The sequence below is a fragment of the Sediminispirochaeta bajacaliforniensis DSM 16054 genome (assembly GCF_000378205.1).
Classification (GTDB): Bacteria; Spirochaetota; Spirochaetia; order DSM-16054; family Sediminispirochaetaceae; genus Sediminispirochaeta; species Sediminispirochaeta bajacaliforniensis.
The window spans coordinates 1-26558 of sequence record NZ_KB899416.1 but is presented as its reverse complement, the minus strand read 5'-3'; the positions used below and the strand labels follow the sequence as shown (position 1 = coordinate 26558).

22 protein-coding genes are annotated in these 26558 nt (G+C 51.4%); 6 read left to right on the top strand and 16 right to left on the bottom strand.

What is annotated here, in order from left to right:
* Positions 1 to 27 precede the first annotated feature (27 nt).
* Both F459_RS0111400 and F459_RS0111395 read right to left on the bottom strand, forming a co-directional pair.
* Positions 28 to 720, bottom strand: coding sequence for a FadR/GntR family transcriptional regulator (locus tag F459_RS0111400; RefSeq protein ID WP_020612849.1), 693 nt, complete (start codon positions 718 to 720; stop codon positions 28 to 30).
* Positions 721 to 822: 102 nt separating this feature from the next.
* Positions 823 to 1329 carry a flavin reductase family protein gene (locus F459_RS0111395; protein WP_211214006.1) on the bottom strand — a complete coding sequence of 169 codons (507 nt, stop codon included), beginning with the start codon at positions 1327 to 1329 and terminating at the stop codon, positions 823 to 825.
* 230 nt (positions 1330 to 1559) lie between these two features.
* Between F459_RS0111395 and ilvC the strand changes: the two genes are divergently transcribed.
* Both ilvC and F459_RS0111385 read left to right on the top strand, forming a co-directional pair.
* Positions 1560 to 2606, top strand: coding sequence for a ketol-acid reductoisomerase (ilvC, locus tag F459_RS0111390; RefSeq protein WP_081623725.1), 1047 nt, complete (start codon positions 1560 to 1562; stop codon positions 2604 to 2606).
* 132 nt (positions 2607 to 2738) lie between these two features.
* Positions 2739 to 4088 (top strand): GntP family permease, encoded by a 1350-nt coding sequence (locus F459_RS0111385; RefSeq protein WP_020612846.1) that lies wholly within the window; start codon positions 2739 to 2741, stop codon positions 4086 to 4088.
* 106 nt (positions 4089 to 4194) lie between these two features.
* Here F459_RS0111385 and F459_RS22235 read toward each other — a convergent pair whose 3' ends face one another.
* The 7 genes from F459_RS22235 to F459_RS0111350 all read right to left on the bottom strand — a co-directional run bounded on the left by F459_RS22235 (position 4195) and on the right by F459_RS0111350 (position 14541).
* Complete coding sequence (locus tag F459_RS22235; RefSeq protein ID WP_020612845.1) at positions 4195 to 6954, bottom strand: molybdopterin-dependent oxidoreductase; 2760 nt, start codon at positions 6952 to 6954, stop codon at positions 4195 to 4197.
* Positions 6942 to 9194, bottom strand: a complete 2253-nt coding sequence (locus F459_RS0111375) for a xanthine dehydrogenase family protein molybdopterin-binding subunit (protein WP_020612844.1) — start codon at positions 9192 to 9194, stop codon at positions 6942 to 6944. The genes F459_RS22235 and F459_RS0111375 overlap by 13 nt, the downstream gene beginning before the upstream one ends.
* 8 nt (positions 9195 to 9202) lie before the next feature.
* Positions 9203 to 9937 carry a GntR family transcriptional regulator gene (locus F459_RS0111370; protein WP_033301642.1) on the bottom strand — a complete coding sequence of 245 codons (735 nt, stop codon included), beginning with the start codon at positions 9935 to 9937 and terminating at the stop codon, positions 9203 to 9205.
* A gap of 13 nt (positions 9938 to 9950) precedes the next feature.
* On the bottom strand, positions 9951 to 11468 hold the full coding sequence (locus F459_RS0111365) for an ABC transporter ATP-binding protein (protein WP_020612842.1): 1518 nt from the start codon (positions 11466 to 11468) through the stop codon (positions 9951 to 9953).
* Positions 11469 to 11483: 15 nt separating this feature from the next.
* Entirely contained in the window at positions 11484 to 12407 is a 924-nt protein-coding gene (locus tag F459_RS0111360) for an ABC transporter permease (protein ID WP_020612841.1), read from the bottom strand.
* On the bottom strand, positions 12407 to 13483 hold the full coding sequence (locus F459_RS0111355) for an ABC transporter permease (protein WP_026294997.1): 1077 nt from the start codon (positions 13481 to 13483) through the stop codon (positions 12407 to 12409). Before F459_RS0111355 ends, F459_RS0111360 begins: the two co-directional genes overlap by 1 nt.
* Positions 13484 to 13545: 62 nt before the next feature.
* Positions 13546 to 14541 carry a BMP family protein gene (locus tag F459_RS0111350; protein WP_020612839.1) on the bottom strand — a complete coding sequence of 332 codons (996 nt, stop codon included), beginning with the start codon at positions 14539 to 14541 and terminating at the stop codon, positions 13546 to 13548.
* Positions 14542 to 14616: 75 nt separating this feature from the next.
* Here F459_RS0111350 and F459_RS0111345 point away from each other — a divergent pair, with 75 nt between their 5' ends.
* Positions 14617 to 15819 (top strand): amidohydrolase family protein, encoded by a 1203-nt coding sequence (locus F459_RS0111345; RefSeq protein ID WP_020612838.1) that lies wholly within the window; start codon positions 14617 to 14619, stop codon positions 15817 to 15819.
* Between the two features lie 72 nt (positions 15820 to 15891).
* On the opposite strand, the gene F459_RS0111340 is transcribed toward F459_RS0111345, so the two are convergent.
* Complete coding sequence (locus F459_RS0111340; protein WP_020612837.1) at positions 15892 to 17487, bottom strand: sensor histidine kinase; 1596 nt, start codon at positions 17485 to 17487, stop codon at positions 15892 to 15894.
* On the bottom strand, positions 17484 to 18194 hold the full coding sequence (locus tag F459_RS0111335; protein ID WP_020612836.1) for a response regulator transcription factor: 711 nt from the start codon (positions 18192 to 18194) through the stop codon (positions 17484 to 17486). Before F459_RS0111335 ends, F459_RS0111340 begins: the two co-directional genes overlap by 4 nt.
* A gap of 156 nt (positions 18195 to 18350) precedes the next feature.
* Here F459_RS0111335 and creD point away from each other — a divergent pair, with 156 nt between their 5' ends.
* Positions 18351 to 19751: a cell envelope integrity protein CreD gene (gene creD / locus F459_RS0111330; RefSeq protein WP_020612835.1), complete on the top strand. Its 1401-nt coding sequence runs from the start codon at positions 18351 to 18353 to the stop codon at positions 19749 to 19751.
* Positions 19718 to 20599 carry an NAD(P)-dependent oxidoreductase gene (locus F459_RS0111325; protein WP_020612834.1) on the top strand — a complete coding sequence of 294 codons (882 nt, stop codon included), beginning with the start codon at positions 19718 to 19720 and terminating at the stop codon, positions 20597 to 20599. Before creD ends, F459_RS0111325 begins: the two co-directional genes overlap by 34 nt.
* Here the strand turns inward: F459_RS0111325 and alr are convergent.
* Complete coding sequence (gene alr / locus F459_RS0111320; protein WP_020612833.1) at positions 20596 to 21804, bottom strand: alanine racemase; 1209 nt, start codon at positions 21802 to 21804, stop codon at positions 20596 to 20598. The genes F459_RS0111325 and alr overlap by 4 nt on opposite strands.
* The gene (locus tag F459_RS0111315) at positions 21801 to 22535 is read right to left on the bottom strand and encodes a Crp/Fnr family transcriptional regulator (protein WP_245540159.1); all 735 of its coding nucleotides are present in this window, start codon (positions 22533 to 22535) and stop codon (positions 21801 to 21803) included. The genes alr and F459_RS0111315 overlap by 4 nt, the downstream gene beginning before the upstream one ends.
* Before the next feature lie 69 nt (positions 22536 to 22604).
* On the opposite strand from F459_RS0111315, the gene hcp reads away from it, so the two are divergent.
* Complete coding sequence (gene hcp / locus F459_RS0111310) at positions 22605 to 24221, top strand: hydroxylamine reductase (RefSeq protein WP_020612831.1); 1617 nt, start codon at positions 22605 to 22607, stop codon at positions 24219 to 24221.
* 62 nt (positions 24222 to 24283) lie between these two features.
* Here the strand turns inward: hcp and F459_RS24540 are convergent, their stop codons facing one another.
* The 3 genes from F459_RS24540 to F459_RS22230 all read right to left on the bottom strand — a co-directional run.
* Positions 24284 to 24409 carry a hypothetical protein gene (locus F459_RS24540; protein WP_281167840.1) on the bottom strand — a complete coding sequence of 42 codons (126 nt, stop codon included), beginning with the start codon at positions 24407 to 24409 and terminating at the stop codon, positions 24284 to 24286.
* A gap of 91 nt (positions 24410 to 24500) precedes the next feature.
* A complete protein-coding gene (locus tag F459_RS0111300) occupies positions 24501 to 25733 on the bottom strand; it encodes an SH3 domain-containing protein (RefSeq protein WP_020612829.1) in 1233 nt (410 codons plus the stop codon).
* On the bottom strand, positions 25730 to 26558 hold an 829-nt coding region (locus F459_RS22230), incomplete at its 5' end, for a M23 family metallopeptidase (RefSeq protein WP_033301621.1). The genes F459_RS0111300 and F459_RS22230, both read right to left, overlap by 4 nt.

The following is a 26558-nucleotide window of genomic DNA, read 5'->3' as shown; positions in this document are numbered from 1 at the left end:
ATAAAAGCCATTCTTTTGTAATGGCTTCTAACTAAGATTTTCGCGCCATCGCTCTAATGTATCATAAATAATCGTCTTGATTGCTGTTTCATCTTTTTCGCAAAAAGCCTTGAATATCCTTTTATGATCATCTAAAGCGATTTCTGGCGTTTGAGCTACCGATTTACGAATTGATGAGCGAAAAAGTTGCAAAATCGTTTCGCCAATCTTGATGATATAAACGTTATGAGTACTCGCTAAAATTGCACGATGGAAAGCAAGGTCATCTTCCAGTTCATGCTCTCCCTTTTTTATTTTAGCTTCAAAATCGTTGATTGTCAGCTTAATTGCTTGCAAATCTTCCACAGTGGCCCTATGCATGGCCACTGTGGTATATGAAACCTCAAACATTGCCCGGAGATCTATCAACTCCTGAACATCACCTTCCTGAAGAAGCAACTGAAAAACCAATGAATTAACATTATGTTGATCCGGATGTTCGCGTATGACAGTTCCCTGGCCCCGCCTGATCTCTACCACTCCCATGGCTTCCAGCATTTTAATCGCTTCTCTTATACTGGACTTTCCTACTCCAAAACCCTTCGCAAGCTCGTTCTCCGTCGGTAGGAAATCTCCCGGCCGCAACTGTTTATTTATTAATGCTTCTTTAATTCTCTCTAAAACAATCCTGGAAACCGAACCCTTCTCAACTGGATTTGATAACCAACTATTACTATCCATAAAGCCCCATTACTATAGAAAATAATCAATCATTGCAACGCTTATTGTATATGATACCTTTGGATTACGCTACTCAGGCATACTACCTTTCGAAAAAGACTATCAGTCATTCACATAGCATGAAAGAATCTTTCCAAAATAAAATGTATGGTAATCGGAATCCGGATAGACCTCTGCATCGAGTGTTCCGTTCAAATTTTCAGGAACCATGTGCTGCTTATACATAATTTCGCATTCATAGTGCAAAGGACACTCTCCGACGATCGGAACATCCACGAGCCTTCCGGGAAGAGGAGTTAAATTGCACTCTGTAAACTTGTCAAAGTCCCTTCCCGACTTCGATCCGCAAAATGCTAATGCATGTTTTAATGAACCGGCACGTGGTACACTGACGGTAAAGTATTGCGACTCTTCCATCTGCTCATGCGTATATCGAGAGTATCGAACAGGCACGATAAATATTGGGATACGAAAGTAAACATTAACTCCTCCCCATCCGATGACCATCGTATTTAATTTCTTCGTTTTCGTGGTAAGAAAGAGGCCACCGGCACTCATCTGGCTCATCATGCGCGGTACATTTTGCAACACACTATCAGCTAAGCGCAAAAGATTTCCCCCTTTTGTCCTATTATTAACGTCATATTAATTGTTTGCAGCATATAGGTAAAGTCATAGCTGCCTATATGTCGGTGTAAAAGTTAACCACGATACCACTATCGAAAGGCGTACCATGAAAACGCAAGCATTGGCATAAAATAACGCCATGTATACCACCAGGATTCGGAACAGTAAAAAAAACTTGCGTTATAATAAAACCCCTGTTAGTATTACATCAGATGTCTGATTTTATGATATCTGATCAACAAAACACGAAACAACGAATAGGAGGAGAGCGTTTCATGACCAAAATTTTTTACGACAAAGATGCAAACGTAGATTTAGTACAAAAGAAAGTGATAGCAATTATCGGATATGGTAATCAGGGGAGATCGCAAGCGCTGAATTTACGTGATTCCGGTATCAAAAACGTTATTGTAGGCAGTAGAAATGATGAATCCTGGAACACTGCAAACAAAGATGGTTTTCCTGTTTTTTCCATTGATGAGGCAGCTGCTAAAGCGGACATTCTGTTCCTGTTGATTCCCGATGAAGTTGCACCGCAAATTTACGAAGAAAAGATAGCACCTCATCTAAAAAAGGGTGACGTTATCAACTTTTCTTCCGGCTACAATATTACATTCAAGCATATTCAGCCTTCGGATGAAGTCGATGTTATCATGGTGGCACCGAGGATGATCGGACGTGGAGTAAGAGAGCTCTATCAAAGCGGAGAAGGGTTTCCCACTTTTGTCGCCGTGCAACAAGATTCTTCAGGTTCGGCCTGGGATATTACTTTGGCTCTGGCCAAAGCAATCGGCTCAACCAAAAAGGGAGCGATCCAAGTCACCTTTAACGACGAAACCTATCTTGATCTTATGGCGGAACAAGCCACATGGCCGCTGATCTATGCTGTTTTTACTGAAGTGTATAAGTACCAGGTGGAAATGGGGCATCCAGAAGAAGCTGTCCTGATGGAAATGTACCTCTCAAAAGAGCCCGCGGTTATGATGGAGAAAGCGGCGGACATCGGGCTTTTCAAGCAACTTCCGTTTCATTCTCATACCAGCCAGTTCGGACAATTAACCGGATTTGCAAAAACCGACAAGTCGTTCATACAAAAATTTATTGTTTCTCAGTATGAAAAAATAACCTCAGGCATGTTTGCAACGGAATGGGAAAAAGAGCAAAAAAGCGGACTTGTGAAATTCGAAGAGCTACGTAATGCCGCGTTCAACAATGAAATGAGTAAGGCCGAGGAGCGAGTAAAAGAAAGATTAGAATAGAAAACATGGCTGTATCGACTATCCACGGCCACACCGAAAGATAGTCGATACCCTTGAGGCACGAATAGTCACGCATGTAATGGGCATAGCCTCCGATCTCGATCTGTAAAGACGAATTTAAGGAGAAATTCAATGGTATCTTCCACTATGTTGGTGATAAATTTAGCTATTGCAATAGCTGTAATCTTACTATTGATCCTGAAGTTAAAACTGAACCCTGCTATTAGTTTAATTGTCGGAGCCTTGTATATGGGCATAGCTTCCGGACTCGGATTAGCCGAAACAGTCAACCAAATTGGCTCCGGTTTTGGGGGTCTCATGGCAGGAATCGGTTTATCGATTGGTTTTGGAGTGATTTTAGGCCAATTACTTTCAGACTCGGGCGGAGCCAAGGTAATTGCTACTACTTTGGTAAAAGCAACATCAGAAAAAAATGCTGTTTATGCAATAGGCTTCACCGCTTTTCTGCTCTCCATACCGGTATTCTACGATGTGACCTTTGTTATTCTTATTCCACTTGGCCTTGCCTTGGTGCAAGAAACAAAAAAGCCCTTTCCGTACATCATCGGAGCCATGGTAATCGGAGCAGCAACTGCACATACCTTGGTTCCCCCCACCCCTAACCCACTGGCAGCCGCCAGCATATTCAACTTCGATCTGGGAATCATGGTACTTTTTGGTGGAACCATAGGCTTGATAGTAGTTTTTATCGCCATGAAAATCTATTTTAAGCTTCTGGATAAAGGACTTTGGAAGAGTAATAATGACGAGAGCGAACTATTTAACCTCGACAAGGGAAAAGCAGAACGGGAAAACGCACCCTCATTTAGTCTTTCAATCATCCCAATCATATTACCTATTGTATTAATCCTTAGCGGTACGGTAACAAAAGCGATAACAGGAGAACTCCCCAGTTTCTTGGCATTTATAAGTAATAAGATTGTCGCTCTACTCCTTGGCGTGATTTTTGCCTACATTGTAGCATCAAAATCGATGGCGAAGGATGAGATGAACAAATCTGCAGCAGAGGCAACCAAAGCAGCCGGAATTGTTTTGTTGATTACCGGTGCCGGCGGTAGTTTTGGTAATGTCATCAAGGCAACACAAATAGGATCACTCCTGGTGGAACATATTAGCCACACTGCCAACGCCGGATTGATCGTAATCCTGTTAAGTTATTGTATTGCCATGATATTCCGTATTGCACAAGGGTCCGGTACCGTAGCTTCAATCACAACCATGACCTTAATGGCTTCGGTTGCGCCGAGCATTGCCATTCATCCTGTATGGATCGCATTGGCCTCCTTGGCAGGAGGAATCAGTATCGGTCATGTAAATGACAGTGGCTTCTGGGTGACGACAAACTTGGCAGGACTAACGGTGACCGGGGGGCTAAAAACCTACACACTCGGTAGCGCATTAGTATCTGTTTTGACTCTATGCATTGTCATCGTGGGATCCTTAGTGCTGCCGATGGCATAACTGGCTTTTGTACGTTTCAGGGGGAATGCCCGTTTTCCTTCTCAGTCATCTTCGCATGAGTATGCTTCAAAACATGGTTACCATTTCTATTGGAATAACCATGTTTTCATTTTATCAGAGCCGGAAAACGAATCGGTAACGATGATATTTCAAACCCGGTGGCGGAAGTAACAGCATTAGCCACCGCAGGTGCAATAGCAACAGTGGTGGCTTCTCCGATTCCCTTGGCGCCGAAAGGCCCAAGCGGCTCCTTTCCTCCGAGAAACCGAAGTTCAACCTCCGGCATAGCCTCCGGAGGAATCATCTTATACTGCTTGAAACTTGTCGTCAGCTGTTTTCCCGACTGCCGGTCGCTCAGAAGCTCTTCGCAGAGGGCATAACCGAGTCCCATATGCATACCGCCGTCTACCTGTCCTTCGATAAGCATTGGGTTGATGATGGTGCCGCAGTCGTGAACAACGGTTACCTTGAGAACCTTGATCGTCCGCTTTTCCATATCGACCTCGACCTCGGCGAAGTTGACAAAATAGGAGCCGGGGTCCATGGGCGAGGCGTAACTTTCCACCGCATTGATATCATGATAGGGGTAGTGAGAACGGGCATAGGTAATGATATCTCCATAGCTAAGTAGAGCATCGGGTCCCCCTGTCCGCTTTCTGCAGCATCCCGCCTGAGCGACAACCTCCCCCACCGTGCAGCCAAGCATAACAGCAGCCTCTTCGGTCAGCTGCCGCTTCACCGATTCCGCGGCCCGCTTCACCGCACCGCCGCAGACCCAGGTCTCCCGGCTTGCATAGCTTCCGTTGTCGTACCAGGTGGTCTCGGTATCGGTCTCTACCAGACTGATGGAGGTCTCGGGAATGCCGAGGACCTCGGCGGCGATCTTTGCCATGACCACGCTACTGCCCTGACCGTTTTCATGGGCAGAAATGGAGAGGCAGGCTGTTCCGTCGCCATTCATCTTCAGCCCTGCCGTCGAGTAATCCACCGATCCCGGGTGTATCCCCGAGCCGTGAACCCCGCATGCCAGGCCGATTCCCCGGCGAATGGTTCCTGAATCCGATCTCTTTCGCTTTTCTTCCCAGCCGCAGAGTCTGGCCCCCAGTTCAAGACACTCGATGATCCGGCAGTTGCCCAGAGAGTATCCGTTTGCCGGGTTTCGGTCCCAGGGATGGACCAGGTTTTTTATCCGGAATTCGATGGGATCGATCCCCCTTTGCCGGCAGATGCGGTCGATCAGCACCTCCCGGGCAAAGCTTATCTGGGGATTACCATATCCTCTTACGGCCCCGGCAGCCTGATTGTTGGTATAAACGAGAGCGGCGGAGGTATCGATCCTGGGTACGCGATAGAGCCGAAAGGCCTTATCCATCAGGGCATAGCCGAGGTCGTAGGCACTGCCGAAATAGGCGCCGCGATCCAGATAGGCATGATAATTGTGGGATATAAAACGGTTGTCCTCGTCCACTTCCATGGAAAGCTCGATTCGTCCGGAGGTCCTGGTCCTGGTTGAACACATAACCTCTTTCCGTGAGAGCTCCACTTTTACCGGTCTTCCGGTCATAAGAGCAAGGAGGGAGGAAACCGGCTCACTCACCATCTCGGACTTTCCCCCGAAGGCGCCTCCGACCGCAGGTTTGATAACCCTGACCCGATTGAGAGGCAGCTCGAAGAGTTCGCCGAGCATGGCCCGGTAACAAAAGACGTTCTGGCAGGAAGAATAGACGGTAAGCCGTTCGCCGTCGAAATCGGAGATGGAGATGTGCCGTTCCAGTGCGGCATGGGTCACCCTCGGCAGCCGAAAGACACCTTCGTACCGTTCTCCCCGCTTTGGGGATGGAGTTCCCCCTTCCTCACGTATGGTATCGGCGAGGTTTCCGCCCTCATGGATGGGTTCGGCACCAGGAGCAAGAGCATCCTCTATCGTGAGACTTGCGGGATATGGTTCCCATTCAATCTCGATAAGGCCGAGGGCCTTACGAGCAGTTGCCTCATCTTCGGCGGCAACTGCCGCGATCCTGTCGCCATGAAAGCGAAAGTGACGGTTGAATATGCGCTCATTTTTGGGAACCTTCTGAAACGGCAGGGTGGTATGGCTGTTATAGGGCTTATCAGGACTGTTCGCAAAGCTCGCCACAGCCCGGACGCCGGGAAGGGCCTCTGCCCGGCTGGTATCGATAGAGGTAATCAGGCCGTGGGCGGCCGGTGCATAGAGGATTTTTCCGATCAGCATGCCGGGGAAATTGAGATCACCGGTATACAAAAGACGACCGGTTACCTTTTTCCGAGCGTCCCGAACCGGAGAAGGAGTTCCGAGGGCAATGGTGTTAGAACCTGCCGGCCTTCCTCCTTCTTCAGTGTTTTGTGCTCCGCCACGCATATACCGCGCGGCCAGTAAAACAGCATCGACAATCTTTCGATATCCGGTGCAGCGACACAGGTTTCCATCGAGGGCTTTGCGTATTTCACCAGAAGAAGGGTCGGGGTTACGGGACAGAAGGGCCACCGTGGTGATAATCATCCCCGGCGTACAGAAACCGCATTGTATGGCCCCCGCATCGATAAAGGCCTGCTGGACGGGATGAAGGGTACTTCCCGGACGGGTGGCATCGGGGGCAAGCCCCTCGATGGTAACGACTTCCCGGCCTTCGAGTTTCCGCAGAGCAAGGGTGCACGAATTGACCGCCCGACCATCCACGAGCACCTTGCATGTGCCGCAGTCACCACTCTGACATCCGCACTTTGTACCCGTCAGCCCCAGCTCTTCACGGAGATAACGCATCAGGCTCATTCCCTGTTTCGGATTCACCTCCCGCTCAATGCCGTTGACCCGGAAGTGAATCGTTTCACCAATCAAGCCGGACATATATCATCGCCGTTCTTTAAGGAAAGGAGGGCAAGTACCCGCTTCGGTGTAAGGGGGATGTGGTCGACCTCGACCCCAAGGGCGTCCGCAACAGCATTGGCAATCGCCGCAGCCCCGGGAACAGCAGCGCATTCGCCGATACTTTTTGCTCCGTAGGGGCCAGGTTCTTCCCCTTCTTCGATGAAATCGACAATCAGCTCTTTCGGCATCCGACTCGCACGAATGATATTGTAACGTCCGAGAGAACCATTTACCACGGCACCCTTTTCATCGAAACGGAGTTCCTCACTCAAAGCGTAGCCCGTGGACATATGAATCCCACCCTCGAGCTGCCCCTCAATACCCTGTCGGTTCAAGACCTTACCCACATCGTGGACCGCCACGTAGGAGAGGATATCAACCTCCCCGCTGTTACCGTCGACCTCAACCTCGGCAAAATGGACGCCGTAGGAGGTACGTCCCGCCGCATTCGCCCAGCTTTCGGTTACCTCCAGATCCTGCTGCAACTCCTGATTGATCCGCCGAAACAGATCCTTCCGGCTCATAAGGGCCTTTCCATCAGCTCCCAAAAGGGCCTCGGTCCCCAAGGAGAGCTCTGCCGAAGGGCGACCGGTCAGGCCCCCTCCCTTTTCGAGGATTAAAGCCCGCAGAGAAATGGCTGCCCTCCTTGCCGCCTCGGCAGAGACAAAGACGCCGCGGCTGGCATAGTCGCCAAGGTTGTAGGGACAGTTTTCGGTATCCGATTCCACCGCCTCAATTCGCTCCAGAGGAACGTTGAGTTCCTGGCTGACGATCATCTTCTGGACCGTTACCGATCCGTTGCCCATATCGTGACTACCGGTAAAAAGAAGCACCGTATCGTCCTCGTTCATCCGGACCCTGATACCGGTATAGTCAAGATGAGCACCGAAGACCCCATTCCCATGGGTTCCGACCCCGATACCGACACCGCGAAAGCGATTCTTTCCGACCTCCCTGGGCAATGCGCTTTTGGCCTTCCAGCCGAATAGCTCCCCACCCCTGTGCAGACAATCAAGGGGTCTGGGGTTTCCGAGACTTCTCCCTCCCACGGGAGAGAGCGCATCAGGGCGCACGAGATTACGTTCGAGAAAGGCATAAAAGTCGATCCCCAACTGCCGCGCAACCTGGGCGAGGTGGGTCTGGAGGGCAAAGTGCATCTGAGGCGATCCGTAACCGCGCATGGCCCCGGCAACCGGGAGATTTGTCCGCACGGGAAGCGCCGTTACCTTGATGTTGGGGGTCCTGAAGCAATTTACGATATCGTGGACCGTAGCTGCACCGACGTTGATGCTTTGAGTACAGTAAGCCCCCCCGTTGAAGAGTATGGTGATATCCTGTGCGACAATGGTACCGTCTTTCTTTACCCCGGTTTTGATCCTTGTTTTGGACGCATGCCGCATTCGTGTGGCAAAAAAGGCCTCTTTTCGCGAAAGGGTGAGCTTAACAGGCCTGCCGGTTTTGATCGCCGCGGCAAGGGCCACGGGTTCGAGAATCATCGGTATCTTTGCACCGAATCCACCGCCCATGACCGGTTTAACAACCCTGATTCGACTTCTGGGAAATCCGAAGAGTTCGGAAAGGAGCATCCTTACCGCAAAGGTCGTCTGGGTACTGGTCCAGACGGTGGCTTTCTTTCCGTTCCGGCATTCGGCAATCACCGAGTGGGGCTCTAAGGCGAGATGGTGTATGGCCTCGGTCTCTTTCCTTCCCTCGAAAACGGCATCGGCCTGGGAGAAGCCGGCTTCGAGATCGCCGCCGGAGGTCGAAATCTTCGCATATAATCCGGAACTATCTTCCAGGGCAAGGGCCTCTTCCGGATCAAAAATAGCAGGAAGCGGCTCGTATTCCACCTTGATTGCCTTTAAGGCCCGCAAAGCCTGTTCAGGACGTTCGGCAACCACCGCGGCAACCCTGTCGCCCACATGCTGGACGATTCGGGGAAAGATCTGCTCATCCTGGGGCACCTCCTGCTCATCAAAGCGCTTGGCACTGTTGTAGAAACGCGGCGTGGTATTGAAGCAGGAGAGGACGGCAACCACACCTTCCATTGCCTCGGCCTCAGTGCTGTCGACAGATACAATCTTTGCATGCGCCTCTTTTGAATAAAGCAACTTGGCATAAAGGATATCCGCAGGCTCCAAATCGTCGGTATACAAGCAGGCACCTGTTACCTTTGCCTGCGCATCATGGACAGGAACGCTTGATCCGATGGTTCTCATGGTACCTCCTAAAAATGGCAGATAATCGAAAAATCGAGATAATCGGGATGAAACAGAATCTCGTTATAACAAAGATGATTATCGTACAAATCGAAAAAATTTTCATCCCATACCAAAAAAGCGGTCATATCATCAAGAGCGAAGAGCCTGGCAGCCTCCCTGTCAAGAGAACTGCGAAGCCAGCTGATGGCATAGGAAAAATTTTTCCCGCTCAGCCTCTTCAAGCTCTCTTTAAGGGTAAGCGGAGGAACCTCGGATTGAAGGGGATTGATAACAAGATCCATGGGAACCTCGATCCTGCAAACGATAACGGGTTTGTCGTTTGCATAATAAATCCAGTCGAAGGCATACACATGAGCCCCCTCAAGAGATGGAGCTCGTGCGACCATATGCTTCGAGGCGATATCTACCCGAAACGGAGATTGAGTTACGGACACCCGATATCCCGCCCGGGAAAGGTAATCCCGAAAATTGGCCCAGAGGCCAAGATGCATTTTCAATTCCCCGACTCGGGGATGGCCGAATACACCTTTCCCCTGCTGCCGTGTTATTAAGTCCTCGTTAATCAGCTCATCCATTGCCTGCCGGACCGTCGCCTTGCTCACTCCCATCTTTTCCGATAGGACCTCTTCCGTTTCCAAACGGTTATCTCCCGGCTTCATCTCCTTAATCCGCTGCAACAGGTAGTGCTTGATAACTTTATATTTTGGGAACTTCTTTCCTTGTGGTCCATACTCCTTCATTACGGGCCTCATATTACGTTATGCTTCCTGCCATCATAAGCCCAATTTGATCAATTGTCACTTCTTCGGGCCGAACAATCCCCATGATTTCCCCCCTGAACATCACGGCAATCCTATCTGAAAGGCTCATAAGCTCTTCCAACTCTGTCGAAATATACAGGATCGCGGTTCCCGCCGCACGCTGTTCGAGTATCCGTTGATGTACATATTCAATGGCCCCCACATCGAGCCCCCGGGTGGCATGCATTGCGGCCAAAAGGACCGGTTTGCCATGAAGCTCCCTGGCAAGAATCAGCTTTTGCTGATTTCCCCCCGAAAGGGTCGAGACCGGGGTATCGATGGAAGAGGTTCTAACATCGAAGCGCTCGATGTTTTCTTTCGTATGTTTTCTGACAAAGGGCCAGGAAATGATATCCCGTTTACTATGCGGAGAGCGGTAATAATCATTGATAATAAAATTCTCTTTGATATCCATGTTCAGCACAAGGCCGCGGGCTTGCCGGTCCGCAGGGATATGAGCCAAGCCCATTTCCAGGATCTGGCGGGGACTTTTGCCCAGGACCTCCTGGCCGACGATGCAGACCGATCCTTCCGAGGCGGATCGAAGACCCGTTATCACCTCGAGTAATTCGTCCTGCCCGTTTCCATCGACACCGGCTACCCCTAAAATTTCCCCTTCGTGTACCTCAAAGTTCACATCCTTCAGGAGCGCTCGACCTTCGCGGTCCTTTAGCCCCACCCCTTCAAGGGCAAGGACGGAATTTCCCGGACAGCAGGGAGTTTTCTCAACACAGAAGGAAACATCGCGGCCGACCATGAGACCGGCCAATTCTTTCTTGGAAACTCCCTCGTTATCGATGGTTGCTTCAAGTTTCCCCCGCCGAAGCACGGAAATACGATTGCTGATCTCAATAACCTCGTCGATCTTATGGCTTATAAAGATAACGGAAAAGTTCTGATCGGTAAGCATCTTGATCATACTGAAAAGCTCATGGGTCTCTTTCGGTGTAAGGACCGCCGTAGGCTCATCAAGAACAAGGACCTTCGCCCCGCGAAAAAGAGCCTTTACAATCTCAACCCGCTGCTGCTGTCCGACGGTCAGGGAAGCGACCTTCTGTTCCGGGTCTAAATCCATGTCATATGTACGGGCAAAAGCAACGATCTGTTCCGATGCCTTATCGATCTGCAGAAGCGGCTCCTTCGGCCGTTTGATCCCAAGCATGATATTCTCCGCAACCGTCAGTTTCGGCACCAGCATAAAATGCTGATAGACCATCCCGATGCCGTTGAGGATGGCATCCCTGGCGGAATCGAAACAGACAGGGGAACCCTCCAACACGATTGTTCCCTCCGTCGGCTGGTAAACCCCGGAAAGAATGCCCATCAGGGTACTTTTCCCCGCCCCATTTTCTCCGAGAAGGGCGTGGACTTCACCCTTTCGTAGATCAAAATTGATAGAATCATTGGCAACGACACCGGGAAAAATCTTGGTAATTCCTCTCATTTCCAGGACTGTTTCATGCGTATCCATAGCAGCTCCTTAATCCTATAGCTCGTCGTTGCGAAAGGGTTTCCCCGATGCTGCAGGAGATTCCGCTTTTCCGACAAAACCGGAAAGTGCCAGAATCGTCAGGATATAGGGAAGCATCATGAGAAACTGATAGGGAATTGAACTACCGGCCGTTTGCATCTTAATCTGTACCGCATCCCCGAGGCCAAAAACCAGGGCGGCGGCAAGAACTCCCCAGGAGTTCCATTTCCCGAAAATGATGACGGCCAGAGCGATATATCCTCTTCCGCTCACCATATTTTCAGAAAAGAGGCTCAGAATCCCAAGAGAAAGGAATCCTCCGGCAGCCCCCACGAGAAAGGACCCTGCCAGAATGCTGCCATAGCGAACAGAGCGTACATTTATTCCTGCGGTATCGGCCGAATGGGGATGTTCACCCACGGCACGGATCTTCAGACCTATGGTTGTCTTCATCATAAACCAGCGGATCAAAGGAACAAGAAGCAGAGCGAGATAGATGGGCCCCATCTGGTTAAAGAGAGAATCTCCTATAACGGGAATCTTCGAAAGCAGAGGGATAGGGACGACCTCAAAGCCCGGCGCATTGGCCGCCTGGCTTGAAACGCCGAAGATAAGCCGATTCAGGGTCGAGGTGGCCCCCTGAGCAATGATGTTTAGGGCTATCCCCGTCACAATCTGATTGGCCCGCAGGGTAACCACAATGAATGCAAAAAAGAGGCCAATGACCATCCCGGTCATTCCGGCAAAAAGCAAGCCTATCCAGGGTGAGCCTGAAAGCCGGGCAAAGAAAACACCGAAAAAGGTCCCGAAGAGCATCATCCCCTCGCAACCGATATTGACTACACCGCTTTTTTCCATAAAAAGAAGGCCAAGAGCGGCAATGAGAATAGGAGCGGCCATTCGCAGATCGGTCGCCAGTAGATAACTAAGAAGTTCCATCAGAGCACCTCCGGGGCAGGACCGTCCCCAGTCTTCCGACGAAAGGGGCGGTTTACCCCGACCTTTTGAAAAACATGCAGATTCTGACCGATGATCACAAAGGTAATAACCAATCCCTGAACGACGTAGATAACCGAAACCGGTACCTGGGCAACCAGCTGCATTCTGTTGCCTCCGGCTCGAAGAAAGCCGAAAAGCAAGGCTCCAAGAACGATGCCGACAGGGTTGTTCACCCCAACCAGAGCAACGGCAATACCGTCGAATCCGTAGCCGGGACTAAAGGATTGCAGCAGGCGTCCCTGGATTCCAAGGATCTCAACGCCACCTGCAAGACCCCCCATTCCTCCGGCAAGAAGCATAGCAAGAACCATTGTACGCTGGGGTCGCATACCCGCGGCCCGGGCCGACTCCATGTTGTTCCCTACAACCCGCATTTCATAACCCTGCCGCATCTTAAATATGAAAAAATAGTAAAAAAGCAGAGCAAGAATGGCAATGAAGATGCCGATATGAAGCCTTGTCCCAGGTAGTATCCGCACCAAGTGTGCCGAATCGAGAATCGGTCGGCTCTCGGGCATGGTCCCCGGGGGAGCCTTCATCGGACCGGTAACGAGAAAGCTCACCAGATAGATGGCGATATAGTTGAGCATCACCGTCGTGATGATTTCATTGGCGCCAAACTTTACTTTGAGAAGACCAACCAACCCGCCCCATACTGCTCCGCCTGCAAAAGCAGCGGCAACGGCAAAAGGCACATGAATAATCATAGGCAGTCCGGCAAAGTTGGAGCCGACAAGGGTGGCTAAAATTCCCCCGATATAGAGCTGTCCTTCCGCTCCGATGTTGATAAGTCCGGCTCTGGCGGCAAAGGCGTAACTTAAGCCCGTGAGGATAAGGGGCGTCATCTTAACGAGAGTTTCTCCGATTGCATTGATGCTTCCGAAAGAGCCGTTAAGGAGCGCACCATAGGCAAAAAGCGGTGATATCCCGATCATTTTGATCACGACGGCACCAAGGACAAAAGCCACAGTGATAGAGACACACTGCATAAGAATAGTGTTCAATCGTCTGTTCATAGTGTTCCCCGATATGGGAGCCACGGAGGTTGGGCACCTCCGTGGCTGAAGGCATTAAACGGCTACTTATACTGATTCAGATCGATGGTGCCGTCTCTCAGATCCTGTATGATTTTATCGATCTGTGCCTTTTGATCGGCGGAAACAAGGTTCGCGTTATCCCGAAACGGGGCAAGGGCAACGGCCCCGTCATGCAAACCGATAATATAGTTCTTTGCCTCAAAGGTGCCGTCGACGACCGACTTGGCAAGAACAGTCAAACCTTTCGGCATATTCTCGGTCATGCTCGTCAGGATAACATCTCGTGCATCGGGGACTGTTTCGTAGATGTCGCCTGAACTTCCGATAACGAGAGCTCCGGCCTCTTCAACCGCCTCGATCACACCGTGGTTCGATTCGTCGGCATCCGCCACGAGGATATCGGCACCTTCGGCAATAAGGGATTTTGACATCTCTTTCGCCTTGGCGATGTCTTCGAAACTACCGGTCAAGAGCGCCTTGGCATCGATAGACTTATCGACATACTTCGCACCGGCGACAAAGCCCTTGCTCTGATTCACGATGGGTGGAATCTCCATGCCACCGACATAACCGACGATTCTGCTCTTTGAGAGGATCGCCGCAACAGCCCCCTGGACAAATCCGCACTGGAAATCGTCGACAAGAAAGGAACCTAAATTGGGAGGCTGGCTTATGCTGGTGCTGGTGATGATAAAGGTAACCTCGGGGAACTCTTTTGCCACCTTTTCCGCCGGTTCACCGAACTCAAAACCATGTCCGAATACAATGTTATATCCGCTTGCGGCATAGCCCCGGAAAATCTCCTCGTAGTCGGATGCCGGGGTTCGCTCGGTATAGGCAATTTTTGCACCAAGCTCCTTTTCCATAAGCTTAAGAGAATCATACATGTTGGTGTTCCATCCGCCATCATTGATGGGACCAGGTAAAAGGGCCGCAACCTTCAATTGATCACCGGACGCTTCCTCCTTTTGTCCTTCCGCAAAAGATACGACGGGAAGAAGTAAAACAGCCAGTAACAACAATAATCCTTTTTTCATTTTTTCCTCCTTGTAGATTGCATAAAGGTATATTACTATATGTTTTCGAAATCATCAAGAAGATTAAGGATTCATATGTATGATTTAGTAATCAAGCAGGGTAATATTCACGGAAACGGAACAATGGATCTTGGCATCAAGGAGGGATTCATTGCGGAAAAGGCTGCCCGCATCACAGGAGCCGGCCGAAAGATTATTGATGCTTCAGGAAAAACCGTTTTCCCCGGCTTTGTCGACATGCACACCCATCTTGATAAAGCAATGACCGCCGGTCGCATCCATAATTACTCAGGCACCCTATTAGAAGCGATTAAAAGTATGAACGCCTACTTCAGGAACGTCGATGAAGAGGAGTTATATGAAAACGGCTGTAACATGGTTGAAATGGCGATCGAAGCCGGGACCTCGATACTGAGAAGCCATATTACCCTTGAACGTTTCACCGGCATGAAGCTCTGGGAAAGCGCCTGCAGGATACGCGAACACTATAAGGATGAGATTACGATTCAATTGGTCGCCTTCCCCGGAGCCGTAGAAAAGATTGTTCCCGGAGATGCCGTATATGAGCTATTGGAAAAAGCCATAGAAGCAGGAGCCGATGCGATCGGCGGCTGTCCCACCTTGAGTAACAATCATCGGGAGCTTACCGACACACTCTTTCGTCTTGCGGAGACAAGCGGCCTTCCTATCGACCTGCATGTGGACGAAAGCGAGGAAGCAAATGCCGATGCCCTCGACTATCTTGCCGAGAAAACCATGGAATACGGGATGGGCGGCCGTGTGACGGCGGGCCACTGTACCTCTCTTTCGGCAATGGATGCGGATGCAGCGGCACGAGTGATCGAAAAGGTTGCCAGCTCCGGCGTCAATGTGGTAACACTGCCCTCCTGCAATCTTTTTCTCATGGGACGCAGCGATACCAAGAATCGCCGTCGGGGTACGACCAGAATCACAGAACTCATTGAAGCGGGGGTGCCGGTGGCGGTAGCCTCGGATAACATCAGAGACCCTTTTCGCCCCTTCGGCAACGGAGATCCCCTTGAAGAGTTGCTCCTCACCGCTCAGGTGGCCCAGCTTGACCCCTACAGCCGCAGCCAGGATCTGCTGGCAATGATCACCGAAACCCCGGCTTGGGCAATGGGTATAACGAATTATGGACTAAAGCAGGGGTGTAGAGCCGATATGGTAATCGTAGATGCTCCCAATCCGGTTGAGGCTCTCATCGGCGGGAAAAGCAGGCGAACGGTGATTCACGGAGGTGTGGTAATTAGGGGGTAGTGTTCCGAATCCTGGTGATGAAAATACACCTCTATACCACCATTGCGCCTTTAGTGGGCGCTTTTTCAGAATTCAGAAGGAAGCGGGAAGCACGACAAGGAAAGAGGCTCCTTTCTTCTTATGTTCCTCCGGATTTTCTTCCAGCACAACACCTCCCCCACATCTTTCGGCAATGGCACGGCAAATGGAGAGTCCGAGGCCGGAATGCTCGCCCCGACGTTCCCGGACGGAGAAGAAGCGGGAAAAGAGATGGGGAGCATCGGCCGGATCGATCCCCGGACCATCATCCTCAACCCTGATGCCGACATCCCTCTCGCCAAGGGGAAATAGCGAAAGATCAACCCGGGAAGAGGCAAAGTCAAGGGCATTATCAAGAAGATTCCCGACCAGCTGAAGCATCCGTTCGGGATTGATCAGAATGGAACGACCGCTAAGGCGATTGTCGATACGAAGCTCGATCTCTTCGGAAATAATCCTTTTATGACAGCGATACATCTCTTTCAGGCGCTTGACCAGGGATTCCACATCCAGCGCCTCGGCAGAAGGGTCGTCTATACCCGCATCGATCCTGCCGATCTCCCTGAGTTCTCCCAAAAGCCGGTCGATTCTGGCCACGGAGGTAAGGATGGTCCGGAAAAAAACAGAAAGTTCACTCGTACCTTCCCGATCGGCCTCTGAGGAGGCCACTTCCGCAGCACTCCGTATGGCAGAGAGGGGATTTTTCAATTCGTGGAGGGTATCGGAGGTAAATTCGTCGATGTCCCCTATGCGTTTTTCCAGACGTTCCCACAGCTCGGCCAGGGCCCGCCCCAGGTCGCCTATCTCATCACGCCGCCTAAGGGCAGGAAACCCATCCCGAAACGCAGAGACAAGATCGTTTCGTACAGAAAGAAGCTCTTCCGCACGATCCTTGAGCCTTCTGAGCGGTCTGGTAATGGTAAAGGAGAGGATAAGGCTGATGGCGATCGCGGCGACAAAGGAATAGAGTGATATGACGATGATGTCGAGACGGATGCGGTAGAGATCCTCGAGAATTCGATAGGTAGAACGGCTGACAACGACCGCACCGCTCACGTTACCGGAGGAAGCGTAGACGGGAATGGCTGAATAGAGGGTAACCGAACGTTGACCGCCAGAGGAGATTCGGGTACTTGCTCCGTACCTGCCGGAAAGGGCCGAACGCACCTCAGGCCCGTCGAGTACGTCTTTCCCGCTGTAATACTCTGCAGATTCGAAGCGTGGCGACGGAGGAAACAGAAGGCGCGCACACAACTCCCGGAATCTGTTGACGGGAGGCACCACAAGGCGATACAAGAAAGCCTGCCTTCCCGATTCCTGTTTTTCGTAGCCACGACCGGCCGCTTGCATCTTTTCATCCTGGAGAACAGGGGAATCGACAGCAGAGTCGGCAAGCAGTGTGCCATCTTGGTCCACAATCCTGATCCTCGATTCCATTCTCCCTGCGAGATTGGTGAGGATGCGCAGGCCCTCATCCTGTATGGCTCTATCGGCCAGTGCCGATGCAAGTATCCGCCCCTCCTGTACCATCGCCCGTTCCTGGTTTTCAAGAAGTTGCCTCTCGTAGGTCTTCAGGTAAAGCATGCTTCCGAGGGGAAGAAATAAAAGAAGGAGGTTGAATATCAGCAGGCGGAAGGAAATTCGCCTCACCGGCGACTCCCCGTCGAGGTAAAACGGTAGCCCATGCCGTAGACCGTTTCCAGCGGATCGTAGGGAAGGCCGAGGGCCGTCATCTTTTTTCGTATCCGTTTGATATGACTATCGACGGCCCGCTCGTTCGCATAGAGGTCCTCGGGAAAGGCGGCAGCCATCAGCTGTTCCCTACTCTTGATCCCCCCGGGCAGTTCCAGCAACGAGAGCAGTATTCGAAGTTCCGTCAGGGTGAGGGGGACACTATGATCGCCGAAAAAACAGCGGGCGGATGATGTATCAATCTGCAGGTCCCCCATATCGACTACGGAAGGAACGCCTCCCTCCTGCACTCCGGAACTTCGGCGAAGCACGGCCCGCACCCTGGCAAGTAATTCCCTGACCGAAAAGGGCTTTGACAGGTAGTCGTCGCCCCCCGACTCGAAGCCGAGAAGCCGGTCGATTTCATCATCCCGTGAAGAAAGGAAAATGATGGGCACCTGCATTCCTTCACCTCGCAGCAGCTTACACAATGCAAGGCCATCCATCTTCGGCATCATGATATCAAGGACAATAAGATGGGGAAGTCTCCGTGAAAAATGTTGCCAGGCCGTCGCCCCGTCGTGAAAAAGCTCGATCTCAAAGCCTTCCCTGCGGAAAGCAAAGGCAAGCGTGGCGGTAAGAGCCTCTTCATCATCGACAATGGCAATCCGTTTTGCCTCGTTCATCGCTGATTATTAAGGCAGATTGCCGCCTCAAGGTCAACTCAAGCTTCGAGGAAAAGGGAGTTTGCCACACTATTGCCACATTCACGCCCTATTTTTGCCACGCTCATCCCCGAAAATCCTTCCAAGTACAACACTATACGAAAGGAGTATGAAAAGATGAAAGCTGGAAAATACGGAGTAAAGTTGATTGTCATTCTTATTCTCCTCATACTTTTTGCCATTCCCTTGAGAATGGTCCGGCAAATCGTCAGGGAACGTGAATCCCGCAGCCGGGAAGCAACGGAGGAAGTGATCGATTCCTGGGGAGGAAGGAGCACCATAAGCGGGCCGTATCTCCTGATCCCCGTCTACCGGTTCGAAGAGATACGGAGCGTAGAAGGAAAACCTATTCAGCAGAAGATCGAGCGCACCGCCCTCTTTTTCCCTGACAGCCTGAATGTGGATATCGATGCGGAAACAGAGAGACGCAGCCGGGGTATTTTCTCTGTTCCGGTATACAATGCATCGATCGTGCTGGAAGGAAGCTTTCGACTGGAGGAGCTGAGCGAACGACTTTCCGGTTACACCATCGACGAGGAAGGAATCCGCATCGGCCTGAGCCTGGGAGAGCTTGGCGGTATCAGGGCAATCGATGAAGCCATGTTCGGAGATTCCACACTGACATTGGAGCCGATGGGTACCGATATCGTTCTCCGGGGAAACAGGATTACGTCCCCGGTAGGGCTCACAGCCAAAGCTCTGAAGGGTTCCATGCCCTACCGTTTCAGGCTTCGCATGGGAGGAGGCCAGAGCATCAGCATCCTCCCCGTTGCCCGGCAAACCGAGGTGGCTATGCATTCGGACTGGGAGAATCCCAGTTTTTTCGGATCAGCCTTGCCGATCCGACACGACGGAGGGGATGCTGAACCGGGATTCTCCGCCTTGTGGAGCATCAGCCACCTAAGCAGAAACCTGCCGCACTTTGGCTTCATCTCCGATCTGCGCTCGGAAGAGATAGACGTTGAGGGCTTCGGCGTCAAATTTCTCAACCCGGATGATCCGTATCCCAAGAACGAACGATCGGTAAAATATGCCTGGCTCTTTCTCATTGTGCCCTTCGCTGCCTTTTTCGTGTTTGAAGCAGTAAAGGGGGAAGCCGTTCATCCCGTGCAGTATCTTCTTACCGGTTGTGCGGATATCGTCTTTTATCTTCTCCTTTTGAGCCTCTCCGAACATATCCCCTTTTTCACGGCATATATGCTTGCGGCTTCGGGTGGCTCTCTTCTTATTGCCGCCTATGCATCGGCGGTGCTCGGCAGCAAAAAATCAGGGATCACCCTTGGCGGGATTATCGTCATCGCCTATGTATATCTCATGGTGGTCCTGACATCGGAGGACTATGCTCTCCTCCTCGGTTCCATAGGCCTCTTTATCGCCCTTGCCCTCATCATGTTCCTCACCCGCAATGTCTCCTGGTACGATACCCCCTTGAATATGGAGGCCGCGGGGCGTATGGTAGATAGAGGGAAAAGAAGGAGGAGTACATGGCAAAACTTGGATGGATCGGCACCGGAGTAATGGGTAAGAATATGTGTGCCAACCTGATAGAGGCGGGGCACAGCCTCACCGTTTATAACCGTACAAAAGAGCGAGCCAGGGAACTCCTGGAAGCAGGCGCACATTGGGCCGAAACCCCTGCCGCCGTTGCCGCCGAATCGGAAATCACCTTCTCCATCGTCGGTTATCCGGCCGATGTTGAGGAGGTCTACCTTGGAGAAAAGGGTATCTTTGCCGACGCGAAGCAAGGCAGCATTGCAGTGGACATGACCACATCAGAGCCATCGCTCGCCGAGCGGCTTGCCGACGAAGGGAAGAAACGCGGGATAGCAGTGCTGGATGCCCCCGTTTCCGGTGGCGATATCGGGGCCAGGGACGGTAAGCTCGCCATCATGGTCGGGGGCGAAAAGGAAGCCTTTGAAAAGCTCCTCCCCTACTTTGAGGTGCTGGGAGAAAACATCGCCCGTATGGGCGGCCCTGGAAAAGGGCAGCATACCAAAATGAGCAATCAGATACTCATCGCCACCACGATGATCGGTACCGTCGAGTCCCTGCTCTACGCCTGGCGTGCGGGCATGGATATGAACGAGGTCATCGACGTTATCGGCAAGGGAGCCGCAGGATCATGGTCGATCAACAACCTCGGCCGACGCATCGCAAAGGGTAATTTTGATCCCGGTTTTTTCATCAAGCACTTTATCAAAGATCTGGGAATTGCCCTTCAAGAGGCGAAAAGGATGAAGCTCTCCCTCCCGGGGCTGAGCCTCGCCCATCAATTCTACCTTGCGGCCTCGGCATGCGGTTACGATGAACTGGGAACCCAGGGGCTGTATAAAGTATTCGAGAGGCTGAACGGGATAGAGGCTTAGTACTCCCGGTAAAAGTGTTCCGACATCTCCTGCACCGCCACGGCCTTGCCTCCCCTGAAAAAGACGCGAGGCACCCTGGCGGTGAGGAGACAAGTCACCTCGTAGCTGATTGTCCCGATCCGCGCAGCAAGGTCTTCGGCATCGATCTCACCGCTTCTATCCTCCCAGGCCTGCGCTCCCACCAAGACTGCTTCATCCCCAGTACCGACCGATTCAGGAAGCTCCGTAAGATCAACGGTAATCATATCCATGGAAATTCGACCGACCACGGGAACCCGACGCCCATGAACAAGAACATCGCTATTGTTCGAAAAAGCCCTGACGTAGCCGTCACCATAACCGATGGGAACAACGGCGATACGGCTTTCCCGTTCGGTGACAAAGGTCGAACCGTAGCCGATCTTCGCTCCCTTCGGGAAGGTCCGTATGGACAAGATCGCACTTTTGAGCGACAAGACCCGAAACAGCCCCACATCGTGGGCAACTTCTTTGCTGGGATAGATGCCGAAGGACGAGACACCGGGCCGGATCATATCAAAGGAGGATGCCGCGGGGAAATCGATAACAGCACCGCTGTTGGCAAAGTGTCGCCATTTCGGCCTGATACCTGCGCCCTCAAGTTCTCTGTCGAGACGCGAAAACAGCTCTATCTGTGCCGTCGGAACGGTAAGGTCCCCCTCATCAGAGGAGGGAAAGTGGGAAAAAAGCCCCTCCAGAGCGAGCCACCGGCTATGATGTACGTACTCGGCAACCTTCATCAACTCATCGGGAAAACAGCCGAGCCGTCCCATGCCCGTATCCACATTGAGGTGGATCTTTCCGACCTTTCCCGCCTTTTCTGCAACCCTCGCCACCTTTTCGGCATATGCAAGGGAAGAAACGGAAAAGCTCACCCCTGCATCAAAGGCCGGAGCGATTTCATCATCGAAAAGATCTTCAAGCAATAAAAGAGGAAGCCGGACCCCCGCACTTCTCAGGAAACGCACCTCCTGATAGGCGGCCACACCGCCGAAGGTGACACCAAGTTCTTCCGCCATCTTCGCGCAGGCGATGGAGCCGTGGCCATAGGCGTTGGCTTTCAAAAGGAGAAGATAGCCCTCACAACCGGAACGGTTCCAGAGGGTACGAATATTTTTCGAAAGAAGATCGAGGTCCACTTCTGCCCGGGTTCTTCGCAGGGGATGGTTGTTTTCACTGTTGTTCATCGTTGCTTTTCCTCTTTGTGTACAAGAAATTCAAGCTCACGCCTTTGTAAAAGGCGGATATGGCTTCCTTCCTGGCAGATAACACCGGCATCACAAAGCTGCTGGAATCCCCGGGAAAGAGAGGGCCTGGTTACACCGAACACCTCGGCAAGCTTCTCTTTCGTAATCCGAAGCTCGGGAGTCTCCGTATCCTGGCGCTTCGACAGATCGAGAAGATAGTTTGCAATCTTTTCCTTTATGGTTGAAAACTGAATGAATCGCAGCTTCTCGGCAAGAAGGGTCAGTTTCTGGCCGTTGTCGGAAAGATAATTCAGAAGGATCTGTTCCTCCTCATGGAACAGGGTAAGGACCACTCTGCGGGAAAGCGATATAAGATCCACATCGCTGACCGCAACAAGATCCACCGGCAGGACGTTCTCGGGAGCAAAAAGCACCGCCGACGCTACGGTATCAGGCGCATGGAGCGTTTCGACCTTCAGGACCTTTCCCGAATAGTCACGGAACTCACCGTTGAGATAACCCGAGAGAATAATCAATAGATCTTCATAGGCATCTCCTCGAAAGGCCACCTGAGAACCGGCATGGAAAGAGCGCACACCGACAGAGAGCAATCCGGAGATTTGATCAAAGCGGTCGTCCGAAAGTCCGCGAAAGAGCGGACACCGCTTAAGGGTCGATCGCATCCACGCTTCCATCACAACACTATAGCCGACCACAGAGATCCGTACCATATGGTACTGCACTTTTTTTTCGGATCCATAAGACTTAATACCATACCAAAACCCAAACGGAGGTGTAGTATGTTTTGTTTTCAATGCCAGGAAACCGCAGGGAACAAGGGATGTACGGTTCGCGGCGTTTGCGGAAAGCAGGGATCGACGGCCGATCTTCAGGACCTTCTCATCTATTCGCTAAAAGGCTGCGCATGGTGTGCGAAAAAACTCGGCCAATGGGAAAAGCTTCAGCCCGATCTCGGACTCTTTACGGTACGCTCGCTTTTTGCCACCATCACCAACGCCAATTTCGACGACAACAGGATATCTGTCCTGCTCGAAGAAAGCTGCGGAAGGCTGGAGAAATTACAGAAAGGCCTTGACGATGCCACGTTTACAAAGGCCCCAGCTTGTGCGCGTTATGCTGCCGATATGCCCCATCCCGGATCCGGTATCCTCGAAGAAGAGAATGAGGATGTACGGTCCCTCCGGGAACTGGCAATCTACGGCCTCAAGGGAATCGCGGCCTATACCGACCACGCGGCTGTTCTCGGAGTGGAAGATACAGAACACTATCACACGATTATCTCCCTACTTGCAGATCTCGCCGCAGAACGGAACCCGGAAAAGCTTATCGACCTTGTCATGGCAACCGGTAAAACAGCGGTCAAGGCGATGGAACTTCTGGACAAAGCAAATACCTCGGCCTATGGAAATCCGGAGATCACCCAGGTCGATATCGGGGTACGGAACAATCCCGGTATCCTCATATCCGGCCACGACCTGAAAGACCTGGAAGAGCTGTTGCAGCAAAGCGAAGGCAGCGGCGTCGACATCTATACCCACAGTGAAATGCTGCCCGCACACTACTATCCAGCCTTTCGGGCATACGCACACTTTGCAGGCAACTACGGCGGCAGCTGGTGGCATCAAAATAAGGAATTCGAATCCTTCAACGGCCCTATTCTGATGACCACAAACTGCATCGTCCCGGTCAAAGAAAGCTATAAAGATCGCATCTACACAACAGGGATGGCAGGCTACCCGGGCGTCCGCCACATCCCCGACAGAGAAAATGGAGGGAGGAAAGACTTCTCCTCCATCATAGAACAGGCCCGAAGCTGTCCCCCTCCAACAGAACTGGAAACAGGAAGCATCACCGGCGGCTTTGCCCATGCCCAAACCCTTGCGCTGGCCGATAAGATCGTCGACGCAGTCAAAAGCGGGGCCATAGGCCGCTTTGTGGTCATGGCTGGCTGCGACGGACGGCAAAAGGGCAGATCATACTTTACCGAACTGGCCGAGGCCCTTCCCGACAACGCCGTTATCCTCACGGCCGGCTGTGCAAAATACCGCTACCTGAAACTGAATCTTGGAGATATCGGCGGCATCCCCCGGGTCCTGGACGCAGGCCAGTGCAACGACTCTTACAGCCTTGCAATCATCGCACTGAAGCTGAAAGAAGTCTTCGGGCTGGAGGACCTCAACCAGCTTCCCATCAGCTTTGATCTTGCCTGGTACGAACAGAAGGCCGTAGCCGTTTTACTCGGACTGCTTTACCTCGGTTTCAAAGGCATACGCCTGGGGCCGACGCTTCCCGCCTTTCTAAGCCCGAATGTCGCAAACATACTGGTGGAAAACTTCGACATAAAACCGATTGCAGATGTCCAGTCCGACCTTCCAGCCATTATGGGGGAAACCTAAAGCCGGTGCCTGCTTTCTTCCATAATAGTGTTCTCAATTGACTTCTGAAAAAGGAGTTGCGGTCATTCGACCACCAGGATTCGAAACAGTAGATAAGCCGCTTCGTTTTTTTTCGGGGCGGCTCCCCGCTGCGCGGGGCCGGGCTTTGCGCTCCAACGCTTCGCCCCGCGTTTCCGGGACTCGGGCACGGGCTCACTCCCGATCGCCCTCCTCGTCCCCGCGGGGCTCCAGGGTTTCCGCTCCAATCCCTGCCGCGGGAAAGAACTACATCCTCCTGCATTACTTTCTCTTTCTCAAAATGACCACGATAACCGCGACAATTACCAGCAGTACACCGGCACCAACTACAGAGAGCAGCCAGGATGGTTGCAGCTGGTTCATTGTCGAATTTGATGATGCCTCATCTTCACTTGTAACCGGTTCCTGCCGGGAATCCTCCGGCTTTTCGGTTGCCATCTCTGCAAGATATCCGCCAAAGCACCATCCCTTATAACCTGATTCGCTTATCACCTCGAGCCAGGGGGCGGTGATACCGTCTATGGTTTCAGTTTCCCCTTCTTCTGTTACCTGCACTTTTGTTCCTTCAGGCAATGTGGTAAAAAAGCCAGCTGAGGTATCGGGCTGTATTCTGAGGCGAAGGTTGGCTGTGGTGGTATGGGTCGGTGAGAAATCAGTGAGGTCAGCCGGTATTTTGGGATAATGCATGGAACCGTCTGCCCGGGTGGGCCAGTGGAGGCCGGAGAGATCCACTGGCTCCAGTTTCATCTTTTGAATGATTGCATCCTCAAGATCTTTGTCAATTCGAACCAACTGAGCAAAATGAGTTGATGTATCGTTTAAATAGATATCAAGGTAATCACCATCGAATTCGAGGATTAGCTTTACTTCCTGGTTTTCCAGCTCTGAGAAAATAGGATTAGATTTTTGTCTTGATGGTACGTCCACATCAGTAACAATTGCATCGATAGTATACATTGAGTTGTCAGCTTTAGTAATTCTGGTCACAAGTAATTTAGTAAAACCAAAGGTAACAGAATAAAATTTAAGGAGCGAATTATAAGAGTCTAAAATATTAGGGTTCCAACTATTCCACCAATCAAATTGCCCCTGGGCATTATAATCGTCTCGCCAATAGGGTTCGTATTGATACAGAAACTCCCGTGGTTTTGATACATATAATGCTGATAACACATAACTGGTAATCCAATGTGATCCCAAATCCTCGGTAAATATTTCCGGTAACGTATCTGATTCTACCGGCTTAATGTCAATTGCAGGGACCCAATACTCTTTTCCCTCTTGAAAAAAACAGAAACGTGCAGGATATCCAGACCATCTTCCATTTGAATTAAGGATCGAACCCTTGGGCAATGAAAACACTACGTCGTTCCCAACGGTATCATCATAAGCGTAGGTCTCCCGGATACATTCATACTGAATATCCCAGTCTCTTGAGGATAAAGAGCTAAGGGCAGATGCCGTCAGAAAAAGAATAAATAGGTATTTTCTCATAGCTGATCCCTTGGGATATACCCTTCGGTATGGTTGAAGGGATTAAAGCATAGGGTTGGATATTTTTCATAATCAAAATCATTTATTTCGGTGAGATAAATGTCTTGAGGCTCTACTGCCTTAAAAAACCCCACATGCAGGTGTGCCCCCCGTCCATCTCTCCGCTCCCGGGCCGACAGATCATGGGGTGGATTTCCCGTCATACAGTGGCCCGTATTGCCCACAAGCGCCACAACCTGTCCCGGTCCGACAACACTGCCAATCGTGCTTCCTTCAAAGGATGACAGATGCCCCAGCAGATAAAAGATATGATTCTCTCCTTCCCGCTGTAATTCATCTTTTATTATCAGAAACTTCCCATAGTGGTCATTCCCCTGGTCTCCCCTCTCAACCACCCTCCCGTGGATAAAGGATATTACCGGAGTTTCCCTGGATGCCACAAAGTCCACGCCATCATGGGTCCAGGTCGGGGTATACGGATCATTAAACAGCGTCGATATCCCCGCGTAATACTCCTCTCCCCCTGATCGCTCCCATGTGTATGGACTCCTCTCCCTCACCCTCGGTGCAAAGCCGGGGTTATCACGAATATTCACCTCGATCCGCGGGGAACAGGATATGGTATGCCCCGCATACGGATTCATCTCCCACAGCCCCATCTTCCTGAGGTGCTGCAGAAAATAGACCGGGTGCACATGCCACAGCTGCGCAGCGTTATCAATCCCGGGAAGATCCTTTATCCCCGCCCAGATATCCATGGCATCCATCACCGCTCTCGTATGTTCCACCAGGTCGTCGTCATTATCAAGCTCATGCTCATCCAGC

What these genes read in the sequence shown, in the direction of transcription:
- F459_RS0111400 (WP_020612849.1), bottom strand. Translation starts at nt 720, where the DNA reads ATGGATAGTAATAGTTGGTTATCAAATCCAGTTGAGAAGGGTTCGGTT.
- ilvC (WP_081623725.1), top strand. Translation starts at nt 1,560, where the DNA reads ATGTCTGATTTTATGATATCTGATCAACAAAACACGAAACAACGAATA.
- F459_RS0111385 (WP_020612846.1), top strand. Translation starts at nt 2,739, where the DNA reads ATGGTATCTTCCACTATGTTGGTGATAAATTTAGCTATTGCAATAGCT.
- F459_RS22235 (WP_020612845.1), bottom strand. Translation starts at nt 6,954, where the DNA reads ATGTCCGGCTTGATTGGTGAAACGATTCACTTCCGGGTCAACGGCATT.
- F459_RS0111375 (WP_020612844.1), bottom strand. Translation starts at nt 9,194, where the DNA reads ATGAGAACCATCGGATCAAGCGTTCCTGTCCATGATGCGCAGGCAAAG.
- F459_RS0111370 (WP_033301642.1), bottom strand. Translation starts at nt 9,937, where the DNA reads ATGAAGGAGTATGGACCACAAGGAAAGAAGTTCCCAAAATATAAAGTT.
- F459_RS0111365 (WP_020612842.1), bottom strand. Translation starts at nt 11,468, where the DNA reads ATGGATACGCATGAAACAGTCCTGGAAATGAGAGGAATTACCAAGATT.
- F459_RS0111360 (WP_020612841.1), bottom strand. Translation starts at nt 12,407, where the DNA reads ATGGAACTTCTTAGTTATCTACTGGCGACCGATCTGCGAATGGCCGCT.
- F459_RS0111355 (WP_026294997.1), bottom strand. Translation starts at nt 13,483, where the DNA reads ATGAACAGACGATTGAACACTATTCTTATGCAGTGTGTCTCTATCACT.
- F459_RS0111350 (WP_020612839.1), bottom strand. Translation starts at nt 14,541, where the DNA reads ATGAAAAAAGGATTATTGTTGTTACTGGCTGTTTTACTTCTTCCCGTC.
- F459_RS0111345 (WP_020612838.1), top strand. Translation starts at nt 14,617, where the DNA reads ATGTATGATTTAGTAATCAAGCAGGGTAATATTCACGGAAACGGAACA.
- F459_RS0111335 (WP_020612836.1), bottom strand. Translation starts at nt 18,194, where the DNA reads ATGAACGAGGCAAAACGGATTGCCATTGTCGATGATGAAGAGGCTCTT.
- creD (WP_020612835.1), top strand. Translation starts at nt 18,351, where the DNA reads ATGAAAGCTGGAAAATACGGAGTAAAGTTGATTGTCATTCTTATTCTC.
- F459_RS0111325 (WP_020612834.1), top strand. Translation starts at nt 19,718, where the DNA reads ATGGCAAAACTTGGATGGATCGGCACCGGAGTAATGGGTAAGAATATG.
- alr (WP_020612833.1), bottom strand. Translation starts at nt 21,804, where the DNA reads ATGAACAACAGTGAAAACAACCATCCCCTGCGAAGAACCCGGGCAGAA.
- F459_RS0111315 (WP_245540159.1), bottom strand. Translation starts at nt 22,535, where the DNA reads ATGGTACGGATCTCTGTGGTCGGCTATAGTGTTGTGATGGAAGCGTGG.
- hcp (WP_020612831.1), top strand. Translation starts at nt 22,605, where the DNA reads ATGTTTTGTTTTCAATGCCAGGAAACCGCAGGGAACAAGGGATGTACG.
- F459_RS0111300 (WP_020612829.1), bottom strand. Translation starts at nt 25,733, where the DNA reads ATGAGAAAATACCTATTTATTCTTTTTCTGACGGCATCTGCCCTTAGC.